The organism is Neobacillus bataviensis (assembly GCF_019969725.1).
The window spans coordinates 95,080-107,975 of record NZ_JAHXYW010000008.1 but is presented as its reverse complement, the minus strand read 5'-3'; the positions used below and the strand labels follow the sequence as shown (position 1 = coordinate 107,975).

At 38.7% G+C, this 12,896-nt stretch carries 11 protein-coding genes; 9 read left to right on the top strand and 2 right to left on the bottom strand.

Features of this window, described 5'->3' with window-relative positions:
• Nucleotides 1-201: 201 nt before the first annotated feature.
• From LC455_RS19795 to LC455_RS19775, 5 genes are all read left to right on the top strand, one after another.
• A complete protein-coding gene (locus LC455_RS19795; protein WP_223593305.1) occupies nt 202-1,716 on the top strand; it encodes a long-chain-fatty-acid--CoA ligase in 1,515 nt (504 codons plus the stop codon).
• Nucleotides 1,717-1,753: 37 nt separating this feature from the next.
• On the top strand, nt 1,754-2,809 hold the full coding sequence (locus tag LC455_RS19790) for a TauD/TfdA family dioxygenase (protein ID WP_223593304.1): 1,056 nt from the start codon (nt 1,754-1,756) through the stop codon (nt 2,807-2,809).
• A gap of 93 nt (nt 2,810-2,902) precedes the next feature.
• Nucleotides 2,903-4,195: an MFS transporter gene (locus LC455_RS19785; protein WP_223593303.1), complete on the top strand. Its 1,293-nt coding sequence runs from the start codon at nt 2,903-2,905 to the stop codon at nt 4,193-4,195.
• 175 nt (nt 4,196-4,370) lie between these two features.
• On the top strand, nt 4,371-5,369 hold the full coding sequence (locus LC455_RS19780; RefSeq protein ID WP_223593302.1) for a TauD/TfdA family dioxygenase: 999 nt from the start codon (nt 4,371-4,373) through the stop codon (nt 5,367-5,369).
• A 117-nt stretch (nt 5,370-5,486) separates the two neighbouring features.
• Nucleotides 5,487-6,434 (top strand): alpha/beta hydrolase, encoded by a 948-nt coding sequence (locus LC455_RS19775; RefSeq protein WP_223593301.1) that lies wholly within the window; start codon nt 5,487-5,489, stop codon nt 6,432-6,434.
• Between the two features lie 92 nt (nt 6,435-6,526).
• On the opposite strand, the gene LC455_RS19770 is transcribed toward LC455_RS19775, so the two are convergent.
• The gene (locus tag LC455_RS19770; RefSeq protein ID WP_223593300.1) at nt 6,527-7,300 is read right to left on the bottom strand and encodes an SDR family NAD(P)-dependent oxidoreductase; all 774 of its coding nucleotides are present in this window, start codon (nt 7,298-7,300) and stop codon (nt 6,527-6,529) included.
• Between the two features lie 407 nt (nt 7,301-7,707).
• Between LC455_RS19770 and LC455_RS19765 the strand changes: the two genes are divergently transcribed.
• From LC455_RS19765 to LC455_RS19750, 4 genes are all read left to right on the top strand, one after another.
• The gene (locus tag LC455_RS19765) at nt 7,708-8,751 is read left to right on the top strand and encodes a TauD/TfdA family dioxygenase (RefSeq protein WP_223593299.1); all 1,044 of its coding nucleotides are present in this window, start codon (nt 7,708-7,710) and stop codon (nt 8,749-8,751) included.
• Between the two features lie 32 nt (nt 8,752-8,783).
• Nucleotides 8,784-10,073, top strand: a complete 1,290-nt coding sequence (locus tag LC455_RS19760) for an MFS transporter (protein ID WP_223593298.1) — start codon at nt 8,784-8,786, stop codon at nt 10,071-10,073.
• Between the two features lie 385 nt (nt 10,074-10,458).
• Entirely contained in the window at nt 10,459-11,163 is a 705-nt protein-coding gene (locus LC455_RS19755; RefSeq protein WP_223593296.1) for a CoA transferase subunit A, read from the top strand.
• Nucleotides 11,164-11,227: 64 nt separating this feature from the next.
• On the top strand, nt 11,228-11,887 hold the full coding sequence (locus LC455_RS19750; protein ID WP_223593294.1) for a 3-oxoacid CoA-transferase subunit B: 660 nt from the start codon (nt 11,228-11,230) through the stop codon (nt 11,885-11,887).
• 83 nt (nt 11,888-11,970) lie between these two features.
• Here LC455_RS19750 and LC455_RS19745 read toward each other — a convergent pair whose 3' ends face one another.
• Nucleotides 11,971-12,876 (bottom strand): LysR family transcriptional regulator, encoded by a 906-nt coding sequence (locus LC455_RS19745; RefSeq protein ID WP_223593292.1) that lies wholly within the window; start codon nt 12,874-12,876, stop codon nt 11,971-11,973.
• Between the last annotated feature and the right edge of the window lie 20 nt (nt 12,877-12,896).

Genomic DNA, 12,896 nt, shown 5'->3' with positions numbered 1-12,896 from the left:
TTTGAAGTGGATACAGAGATTGGTAAGCCTCCCGCTCTACAGACCTACCTTTGTATATTAGTTTAATTCATATATAAATTAAAATGTTTAATTTTATTTAATTGAAATTTATAAGTATACTTAGTGTAACAATATTTTAAATATTCACAATAGTGAGTGTGCAAAAGCTTCCATGTGATTAAAAGGAGGGTAAATCATTTAATGACTTATCATTTAGACGAAAATCTAAGAAAAAGTGCATGCAATGTTCCTGAAAGTATGGCTTATATCTATGGGGATATAAGTGTTACCTACAGGGAATTAAATCAGCAGGTAGACCAATTGGCTGCAGGTTTGGCTGCCCAAGGAATCGGGAAGGGAGATGGAGTAGCTCTTATATTAGGGAATAGCCCTGAATTTCTCATAGCCTACTACGGTGTATTACGGCTGGGTGCCTTTGTTGTGCCAATCAATCCTTTGTTTACCCAAGGGGAAATCAACTACATATTAGACAATAGTCAAGCTAAAGCCGTTATTGCACATGTATCTGTTCAAACAAAGTTATCAGAAGTAAAGAAACAATTAGAAAATCTGAAGCTGGTGGTTTATACCGAAACCAATGATCAGGAATGGACATGGGAGAATCTCATGGAATCAAGCTTAAATATTTGTGGAAGCCCTTACATTGATGAGGAAGATCTTGCCGTCATTCTCTACACTTCAGGAACAACCGGGAAACCAAAGGGTGCAATGTTAACACATCGAAACCTAGCTTCGAATGCTGACTCCATTTCGACATTACTAGAACTCGTTGAAAATGATCGAGTCGTAGCCGTTCTACCAATGTTCCATGTTTTTTGTATGACAGTTTGTCTGAACGCACCAATTGCTTGCGGGGCAACAGTTCTAATCCAACCTAAATTCAGTCCTCTTGACGTGGTAAGCACCATTCGAGAAAGAAAGGCAACCGTGTTTGCTGGAGTCCCTACTATGTACAGTTTTATCAATCAATTACCTGAAGCAACTGCAGAGGATTTCCAATCTATTCGTATATGTATCTCTGGAGGTGCCTCGATCCCGGTCGAGCTGCTGCATAAATTTGAAAGCAAGTTTAATGTATCTATCTTGGAAGGATATGGGCTTTCGGAAACGGCTCCTCTCGTTGCAATTAATCCATTAAAAGGAACCCGCAAACCAGGTTCTATCGGCCTGAATATTCCAGCTGTCCAAAGTAAGGTTGTAGATGAGTTCGGAAAAGAATTGCCGATAGGGGAAGTCGGCGAGTTAGTTGTTCAAGGGCCGAATGTAATGAAGGGATATTTGGGGATGCCAGAAGCTACATTAGCTGCTTTTAAAGAAGGGTGGTTTTACACGGGTGATCTCGCGACAATGGACGAAGATGGATACATCTACATTGTTGATCGCAAGAAGGACATGATTATAGTCGGCGGTTACAATGTATATCCTCGTGAAGTCGAAGAAGTCTTGTATCAACATCCCTCCGTGGTAGAGGCTGCCGTCATTGGTGTGCCTGATGGAGAATACGGAGAGAGCGTAAAAGCTTATGTCGTAGTTAAGGATGAGCAAATCACCATGAATGACATTATCCAATTCTGTCGAGATAAGCTGGTGAAATACAAGCTTCCTAAACAAGTAGAATTTTTTAATGAGCTCCCTAAGAACTCCACCGGCAAGATTTTGCGCAGAGAATTAAGAGAATTGACCGAAATAAAGTAAGAAAATAACCAACCAAATTATTAAAGGGGGATTACTTATGTCAACCATTTTAAAGGAAAAAGTTAAAGGGCCAGTAGCTTGGAAAGGCACTGACCTGGCTAAAGATGATTCATGGGTTTATTATTTGTCTGAAAAAACGATTGCTTCACTTGAAAACGCTTTAGTTCATGTTAAACAAAAGGGTTTAAAAGCACCTGATTTTAACAAAGAGGATTTTCCGATTGCTGATCTTGTGGACGAAATCGATTATTTTGTTGAAGAGTTGGAGAATGGGAGAGGATTCCTATTAATTCGTGGATTACCAATTGAAAGATATACAGATGAGGAAGCAAGCATCATTTACTGGGGGCTTGGACTTCACATGGGCATCCCGGTATCGCAAAATGCAAATGGTGACCTCTTAGGGCATGTTAAAGATCAAGGGCTTAGTTTAGAAAATTCAAATGTACGCGGTTACCAAACGAAACTGCATCTTCCTTTCCATGCTGATGGATCGGATGTTGTTGGATTACTAAGTCTGCGAAAAGGCAAATCTGGAGGCTACAGCAGTATCATCAGTTCGATGACTGTTTATAATGAAATTTTGGAAAAGAATCCGGAATATCTAGGAATTCTCTGCCGTCCATTTTACTTTGATCGTCGTGGAGAGGAAGCACCAGGAGAATCTCCAGTATTTTCATCACCAATTTTTAATTATTATGATGGTAAATTGAGCTGCCGATATGTCCGTTTATTTATCGAATCAGCACAAGTGAAAACAGGCATCCAATTGTCAAAAGTGGAAATTGAGGCGTTAGACTTACTAGATTCCCTCCTACATGATGAGAATTTGCATTATAACATGATGTTGGAGCGAGGCGATATGCAATTCGTCAATAATTATACGATTCTTCACTCACGTACTCAATACGAAGACTATGAAGAAACGGAACGCAAACGTCATCTATTAAGATTGTGGCTCACGATGCCAAATGGCCGGGAAATTTCCGAGGAGTTCGCTATGTTTATTGATGAGAATACCGGTAAGCCGGGTCGCGGCGGTGTGCCGGTACGTAAACAAACATCTGGCGGAATAGTGGAAACCTTGAAGTAAAGCTTTAAAAACGTTTCGCAAGAACGTGTGGGGACACCTTTTCAGAGTTCTGGAAAAGGTGTTCCTTATATAGGAAAAAGCGGGGAGATTTATATGTCAAGCACTCCAAAATATTCATGGATCATTTTATTATTTCTAGTTCTTTCTGGAATGATCAACCAGGTGGATAAAATTATCATTGGTTTGGTTTCAATTCCATTAATGAAAGAGTTACATTTAAGTCCTTCGCAATGGGGAGTTGTAGGAAGTTCTTTCTTTTGGTTCTTTACCTTCTCATCTATCATTCTTGGAGGTATGGCCGACTCCAAAAACACGAAAAAAATGTTAACGTGGATGTCGTTGATTTGGTTGACAGTTCAATTTGCCACCCCATTCGTAAGCAGTTTGTCTATGCTTATGTTATCGAGAATGATTTTGGGAGCAGGCGAAGGCCCAGCTCCTGCACTATCAACGGCAATCATGGGGAAGTGGTTCCCGAAACATAGACACGGCATCGGGTTTGGTGCTGTTTTGTTAGGAACGACAGGGGGATCGGCGATCGCTTCGCCACTTTTAATCTCAATGATTGATAAGTATGGATGGGAATCTGCATTTATTGCGATGGGTATTCTAGGACTGATCGTCCTGGTGTTATGGCTGATTTTCGGTAAAGAAAGTCCTCAAGAAATCGGTTTGCCATCCATTCAGCAAAAGGAGCAGCATTCATCTAATCTCCCTAAAGTATCATGGCGTCAGTTTCTGCCGCATCTTTTATCTAAAAATTTTATTCTGACTGTTTTATGCGGGGGCTGTGCTTATTGGTTATTGTCCGTTCAAGCTGTATGGTTTCCAGCCTATTTTACAAAAATTCAACAGTTTAATGGCCAAGCCTTAAAACTAGCCGTGTCTTTGCCGTTTCTTTTTGCAGCACTTTGTCAGGTAGGATTTGCGCTTGTCTCAGATCGTCTTTATCGTAAAACAAGAGATATTCGCAAAGCTCGAATAAATCTTGCCGGATTGATGATGATGTTATCCGCTTTTTGCATATATCTAGCAAATGCTGCGAATTCCACAGCTATGTCCATACTGTTCTTTACCCTTGCACCGGGTTTTGCGTATGTGATTCTTTCACTTGCACCGGCAATATTGATGGAGTTTTTTTCTCCACAAAATATTGGAAAGGCACAAGGGACGTTCATTGCTCTTGCAAGTACAGCAAGTATTATTGCTCCACTTGTATTTGGAAATCTTATTCAACGTGCAGCGACTGAAGCAATTGGATATGGATTTGCATTTCAAGCCTCTTCTTTGGTGATGCTCATTATCGGATTATCGTTTTGGATTGGTGTACGTCCCTCAAAGAAAAGCGACACAATGATTGAAGCAGAGGAACAAGTGAGTATGTAAAAGATTCTACAGGAAGTTTGTTAATTCCTTTTAAGTTTTATATTAATATAACTTATTAATAAGTTGTAAATCATCATTTTACTTAAATAAAAATTATTAGTATATCAAAATTATAAATTAGCATTTGTTAATCACATGATAGTGAAACAATCAATTTATCAAAGGAGGAATATTTATGTCGATCATTTTAAAGGAAAAAATCCAAGGACGTTCAGCGTGGAAAGGGATCGAACTAGCTAAAGATGATTCATGGATTTATTATTTGACCGAAGAAACGATTACTGCTCTCGAGAAGGCTTTATTACATGTCCAGCAAAAAGGATTAAAAGCACCTGAATTTACAAAAGAGGATTTCCCGATTCCTGATCTCGCTGAAGAAATCACATATTTTGTTGACGAACTAGAAAACGGAAGAGGGTTTCTATTGATTCGTGGATTGCCAATGGAACGGTATACTGACGAGGAAGCGAGCATCATTTATTGGGGTATCGGACTTCAATTGGGACTGCCGATCATCCAAAGCAAAACCGGGGACCTGTTAGGGCATATCAAAAACGTTGGTAAAGACTTTAATGATAATTCAAAAGTGAGAGGTTACCAAACCAATGTACATCTTGACTATCACACAGATCTTGCTGATGTTGTCGGTTTACTATGTCTTCGCAAGGCGAAATCTGGCGGGTTAAGCAGTATCGCTAGTGCGATGTCTATCTATAATGAAATTCTGGAAAAGCACCCAGAGTACCTTGACATTCTTTATCGTCCATTTGCACATGATCTTCGTGGGGAGGAAGCAGAAGGTCAATCTCCGGTCGTTCAATCACCAATCTTTAGTTATTTCGATAATAAATTGAGCTGCAGATATATCCGACAATATGTCGTATCAGCACAAACGAAAACAGGTATCTCTTTGTCGGAAGAGGAGATCAAAGCTTTTGATTTTATAGATTCCCTTACGCATGATGAAAACTTCCATATTGATATGATGATGGAACCAGGTGATATGCAATTTGTTAATAATTATACCGTTTTTCATTCACGTACTCTATTTGAAGATTATGAAGAAGATGACCGCAAACGTCATTTATTAAGATTATGGTTAATGATGCCAAATGGACGAAAAATTGCCCCAGATTTTGAGTTTTATATCGGAGGAGCACCTGTAGTTAGATAAAAAGCGGGTGATAATGGTGATTTTATTCAAGATAAATGGTGAATAAAATCACCATTTATGTTTTTTATCAGGTAAAGACTAGTTAATTAAAAAAATATGAAGTGAGGATGATGTTTCTTGGCAAATTTAGATCCGCAAGCAGAAAAATATTTACTAGCATTTAATCAGATGCCGCCTATTCATAAAATGGAGCCTAGGACAGTAAGAGAGGTGCTTTCGAAAGCCCCGCGTCCTGCAGTGAAATTAGAACTGCTTTCAAAGGTAGAGGATTTTAAGATTCCGGTAAGCCAAGATGAAACAATCAAATGCAGGGTATATATACCGCAGGGGCAAGGTCCTTTTCCTCTATTTATTTATTACCATGGTGGAGGATGGGTACTGGGAGACATTGAATCAACGGATGCAAGCTGCCGAATGATAGCTAATCGAACTGAAAGTATTGTTGTATCCGTAAACTATCGTCTTGCTCCAGAGTATAAGTTCCCTACTCCCGTCGAAGACGCATATGCGGCATTGGAATGGGTCTATAAAAAAGCGGCCTCCTTTAACGGAGATGTTTCTCGATTGATAGTCGGAGGGGATAGCGTTGGAGGAAATCTAGCAACAGTAGTTTCGATGATGTCGAGAGACAGAAAAGGGCCTAACATTTCTGCACAGATCTTAATCTATCCTCCGACAAACCTTGAGTTCAATACGGAATCCCATCAAATCTTTGCAAAAGGATACGGTCTGGATCGTGAACAGTTGGTTTGGTTTCGCGATCATTATTTAAGAAACGAAGTAGACAGACATAATGAATATGCATCCCCATTGGTCGCTGAAGATTTAGGGGGCCTACCGACTGCATTGGTGATCACAGCGGAAAATGATGTGCTTCGCGATGAAGGGATGGCCTATGCTAAACGTCTGAGAAAATTTGGCGTTCATGTTGAATATGAATGTGAACCTGGAATGGTCCACGGCTATTTTGGACACATGGCTATTTTCTCCAAGAACATTGAATCTTCTGTTTCTAAAATCGACAAGTTCTTGAGTTTCCTAAAAAATAAAGTAGAGATAGATTGAAATAGAAAAGTTCAAATTTAAACGAGCCTCAGATCTTGTGAGGCTCGTTTTTTAAATCTACCAAAATAGATAACTATAGTAATCCTGCTTATTTAATAATAAACGGTATTTCCAATTCCGCCAGTTACGGAAATGACATCGCCGGTAATGGATGCCGCCAAAGGTGATGCTAGGAAGGTAACCACATAAGCAATTTCCTCTGAAGTAATCAAACGGCCGAGGGAATTTAATGATTCTACCTGACGTATAGCTTCCTCATTTGTGACCCGGCCTCTAAACGTTTCCGTATCTACAATTCCTGGGTACACTGCATTAACGTTGATCCCATGCTTTCCTAATTCCAATGAGGCGGATTTTGTCATATGGACAACAGATGCATTACGCGGTCCGGAACTAAAATAATTACCACCAATTCTCGCAGCTAAACCACTAATATTAATTATTCGTCCCCAATTATTTTTAATCATATAAGGAGCGACAGCCCGGATAGAACGAAAATAGCCCATATACTTTTCTTCAAAATCTTTCAAAATAAGTTCATCTTTAATACTGTTAAAATCCTCTGGTTCGTGGCCGCCAACACGGGCGCCGCTGTTGATTAAAATATCAATGCTTCCCATCGCTGCTGCTGACTTTTCAACTAAATTTAGGATAGAGTCCGGATCCGTGGTATCTGCCACGATCGGATAGATATTTCTGTTTGTTTCTTCTGCCAATTCCTCTGCTGTTATCTTTAAAGAGGATTCGTTTCTTGAACAAATTGTACAATCTACACCTTCCAGTGCCAACTGGCGGGCAACCGCTTTACCAATCCCTCGGCTTCCTCCAACAATAAGTGCTTTTTTCCCTGTTAACTTTAAGTCCATATTCATCCTCCTGTTTCTATTTCACTACTAGAAAAATTATTTTTTTGAATATTTACTCATTTCTATTTTTGATTCTACCTATAAATAAGATTTATATAAAATTAAAGTTTTTAATTTGTAATTAAATTATTTTAATATGATTTTATGTTGTCATTTTCCAATCTACATGCATGAACTGTTTTTTTGTATATTAGTAATACTTACTTGTAAATTAAAATGTTTAATTTTTTTTAACTGAAAATTATGAATATAATTAACATAATAACAATTAATACAGTCAGAAAGTTATTTAAAGCGCTTCCATGGAAATGAAGGGGGGAAATTCAATAAATAAGTAATAATTTTATGAAAATGCTTTTTTAAGAGAGAACGAGTCACTTTTAGTAGAAAACGAAGGGGGAGTATCTGTGCCGTCCATTTTAAGGGAAAAAATTCAAGGACCAGTAGCGTGGAAAGGTATTGATCTGACAAAAGATGATTCATGGATTTACTATTTGTCAGAAAGAACGATTGCAGCTCTCGAGAACGCATTATATCATGTAAAACAACAAGGTTTAAAAGCTCCTGATTTTAAAAAAGAGGACTTCCCTATTCCTGAACTTTTAAATGAAATCGCTTACTTTATTGATGAGCTGGAAAATGGGAGAGGTTTCCTATTAATTCGAGGATTACCAATGGAAAGGTATACAGACGAAGAAGCAAGCATCATTTATTGGGGTCTAGGAGTTCACTTGGGTATTCCAGTAACGCAAAACGCAAAAGGGGATCTTTTAGGGCATGTCATTGACCAAGGTCTTGATATAAATAATTCAAATGTACGCGGTTACCAAACCAATGCACATCTTCCATTTCACCCAGATGGATCTGATGTTGTAGGATTATTAAGTCTTCGAAAAGCTAAATCCGGAGGTTTCAGTAGTATCGTAAGTTCGATGGCCGTTTATAATGAAATACTTGAAAAATACCCAGAGTTTCTTGGAATTCTCTATTGTCCATACTTCTTGGATCGCCGTGGTGAGGAAGCACCGGGAGAATCTCCTGTATATTCATCACCGGTCTTTAGTTATTACAAAGGTAAATTAAGCTGCAGATATAACAGGGGATATGTTGAATCGGCACAAGCGAAAACTGGCCGCTATTTGTCAAAAGTTGAATTGGAAGCCTATGACTTAGTGGATTCCCTCCTTCATGATAAAAACATGCATATCGATATGATGATGGAACCAGGTGATATGCAATTTGTTAATAATTATACGGTACTTCATTCACGTACTGTATACGAAGACCATGAAGAACCCGAGCGCAAACGTCATTTATTAAGATTGTGGCTCACAATGCCAAATGGGAGGGAAATTGCACCCGATTTCGCAATGTTTATTGATGAGAAAACAGGTAAAGCGGGACGCGGTGGCATTCCCGTACGTGATAAAACGGCTGGTGGAATTGCATAGAAAATGAGGTAGCAAAGAAGGGGAGATTTTATTTGAAGACACCAAAATATTCATGGATTATATTATTAATTCTAGTAGCTTCTGGTATGATCAACCAAGTTGATAAAATTATCATTGGTTTGGTTTCGGTTCCGTTAATGAAAGAGTTGCATTTAAGTCCTTCACAATGGGGTATTGTTGGAAGTTCTTTCTTTTGGTTCTTTACATTTGCTTCTTTTATTCTTGGAGGCATGGCCGATACCAAAAATACGAAAAAAATGTTTACATGGATCTCGTTTGTATGGTTGCTTGTTCAATTTGCCACACCTTTTGTTTCCAGTCTGTCTCTGCTCGTGATGACAAGAATGGTCTTGGGTGCAGGTGAAGGTCCAGCCGTTGCTATTTCAACCTCTATAATAGGAAAATGGTTCCCTAATCACAGACATGGAATAGGGTTTGGCGCTGTTCTCTTTGGAGCGACAATCGGGCCTGCTATTGCTTCTCCATTATTGATCTCTTTGATTAACGGATATGGATGGAGATCGGCTTTTATAGCAATGGGGTTAGTTGGACTGATTGTAGCGATTTTATGGTTGATTTTCGGAAAAGAAAGTCCTAAAGAAATAGGGTTGCCTGCATTTGAGCAAGAGGAAAAGCACTCATTAATTCATTCGAAAGTTTCTTGGCGTCAGTTTCTTCCGTATCTTTTTTCTAAAAATTTTATTTTTACCGTTTTGTGTGCCGGTTGTGCCTATTGGTTATTGTCCGTTCAAGCGGTTTGGTTTCCTGCTTACTTCACTAAAGTTCAACATTTTGATGGAAAAACATTAAAATTAGCCGTATCTCTACCTTTTCTTTTCGCTGCTCTTTGCCAAATTGGATTCGCCTTATTATCAGACCGACTTTATCGTAAATCTGGAGATATTCGTAAAGCAAGAATAAATGTGGCAGGTATAACGATGGTGCTATCCGCTATTTGTTTATATCTTGCCAATGCATTGAGTTCAAGTTCTATCTCTATCCTGTTCTTCATCCTTGCGCCAGGTTTTGGTATTGTTATCCTTACACTCGCACCCGCAATGTTGATGGATTTCTTTTCTCCCAAAAATATTGGAAAAGCACAAGGAACCTACGTGGCTCTTTCTAGTTCGACCAGTATAATTGCTCCATTAGTATTTGGGTATCTAATCCAGTATGCCGGAACCGAGGCAATTGGATATGGCTATGGATTTCAGGTTACTTCTTTGATTATGTTCGTAACCGGATTATTGTTTTGGACGATTGTGCGTCCCGCAAAACAAAGCCAAACAACAGTTAAACCTGAGGAACAAGCGATTATGTAGGATGAATAGATAAATCAAGGAGGGTAAGAAGTATGTGTAAAGATAAAACCTCAGTTTGTGAAATTGATCGTTGTGTATATTGTCATGAAGAGTTAGCCATTATGGAGCGAAACCGGAGTAAGTGCTGGAGTTGTCAGGATAAGATGACCGAGACTTACGGTGATGATCATACTGAAGTGGAAGATTGAGTAAGTTTTTGAATAGATAGGTAAGAGGGCCTCCTCATTCAGGAGGTCCTTAATTATTTTTCAATTATTCTTTATATAAGTGTGAGTAACTTGCAGATTAAAAATTTTAATTTTATTTAATTATTACTTATGAGTATAATCGGAATCATAAAATAAAAATTCAAATAATTTAGTAAATATTGTAGGGAGTGAACAAAATGGCTGGGCAAGGAAAAGTAATCACAGATTTTAATGAAGCGATTCAAGATATTCAAGATGGTGCAACCATCATTGTCGGTGGGTTTGGATTATCGGGCATTCCTGAAAATCTGATTTTGGCATTAAGGGAAAAAGGAACAAAGGACTTAACAATTGTCAGTAACAATTGCGGGGTTGATGATTGGGGCCTGGGACTTCTGCTTGCCAATAAGCAGATTAAGAAAATGGTGGCGAGCTATGTAGGTGAGAACAAGATCTTTGAAAAGCAATTTTTAAGTGGAGAATTGGAAGTAGAGCTGGTACCCCAAGGGACACTCGCGGAAAGAATTCGGGCCGGAGGTGCTGGCATCCCTGGATTCTATACTCCGACCGGCGTTGGTACAACAATCGCAGAGGGCAAAGAACAACGATTATTTAATGGCAGACCGCATCTTCTTGAGGAAGGAATTGTTGGAGATTTTGCCTTCGTTAAGGCTTGGAAAGGCGACCAGTTAGGAAATCTTGTTTACCGAAAGACGGCGAGAAATTTTAATCCACTTGCAGCAATGGCAGGCAGGACTACGATTGCCGAAGTGGAGGAAATGGTTGAGGTGGGTAAGCTTGAACCGGATCTGATTCATACTCCTGGTATTTATGTTCAACGGATATTGGAAGGAAAAAATTATGTAAAAAGAATTGAACGCCGAACAGTCATAACTACTTAACGGACTTATATTGGGTAACTTTACGGCAAAAATGAAAAACCAATTTTTCAGGAGGATAAATAAGATGGATAGTAGGACAAAAATCATTAAGCGTGCCGTTCAAGAGATACAAAATGGGATGAACGTGAATCTAGGAATTGGAATGCCTACTTTACTAGCAAACGAAATCCCGAAAGATGTTCATGTATTGTTGCAATCTGAAAATGGGTTGCTTGGTATCGGACCTTATCCAGTCGAAGGATTGGAAGATCCTGATCTTATAAATGCAGGGAAAGAAACGGTTACCGCGGTAAACGGTGGATCTTTCTTTGATAGTGCTGAATCATTTGCCATGATTCGTGGAGGACATATTGACCTAGCAATCCTTGGCGGTATGGAGGTTTCCGAACAAGGTGACCTTGCAAATTGGATGATTCCTGGAAAAATGGTCAAAGGAATGGGTGGAGCGATGGATCTTGTCCATGGTGCCAAAAGAATTGTAGTCATTATGGAACACACCAATAAGTATAATGAATCCAAAATCAAAAAAAACTGTACCCTTCCATTGACTGGACAAAAGGTTGTGCATCGTCTGATAACGGATTTAGCTGTATTCGATTTTGCTCCGGAGGGAATGGTTCTTGTGGAAACTCAAGAAGGTGTGACTCTTGACGAAGTAAAAGAGAAGACAGAGGCTTCCTTTACGGTCAGTTCCAATTTGACTTGTACTCAGGGTAATCGTTAAATAGGATACGAGAACAAGTATAAGATTAAAAAAAAGAGAAGCTTCTTCGTCTAACTTAGACGACAAAGCCTCTCCTTTTTTATTTAGTTCTTAATAATTTCTGATTTTAAATACTGAATATATTTGTTGGCATAAGAAGACAAATGTTTATTCTCTGCTCGAACTAACCCTAACGAAATATTTACAGTCTGATGATTTATCAAATCGATTGGAATGATATCACCATTGATGACAGGCGGATAGTTTTTCATTACGAAATCAGGAGCAAAGGTAATGGCCAAATTTTCATTGATAGCTTGAAGAACTCCATCCATATTATTTGATGTAAATAGGATTTTCATAGGCTTATATTTGTTAAAGAAATCTTGAACAAAATACTGCATTAATTCACCTTTATATGTAACGAGAGTTTGATCAAGTATATCATTTGGTGCTACGGTACCAAGAAAAGCTAAAGGAGAGTGCTTAGATACATATACTTTCTGCTTCCCTTCAATGAGCGCTTCGAAAGCAATTCCTTCCATGTTAATATTCAAATCATTTGAATAAGTAATCAGTCCGATGTCGGTCTTATGCTGCCTGACATCTTCAATGACAGCTGAGCCACTTTTATCTGCTACTTCTAAATTCACGTGTGGATAATCATGTCTAAAGGCTGCAATTGCTTTTACCAGGAAAGACATCAATCCGGGTAATGATGATATTTTAAGGTCCCCCTCTTCTGTGGAGTTTAATATGTTAGCTGTTTCTTTAATTTCCTCAAGTTTTTTTTGTACTTCATAGGCAAGTTTTAGGATGATTCTACCATCATCGGTTGGGACCGCACCATGTCCCCGTGACCGTTTAAGAACTTTAATCCCCAGCTCTTTTTCTAAGTTGGTTATCGACTGACTGATCGTGGATTGAGTCACGTGTAGATTCTGTGCAGCAATAGACAGAGAACTGTATTTTGCTACTTCAACGATATAGAGTAATTGTTCAATGTTCATGAATGTTCCCCTTTTTGAAT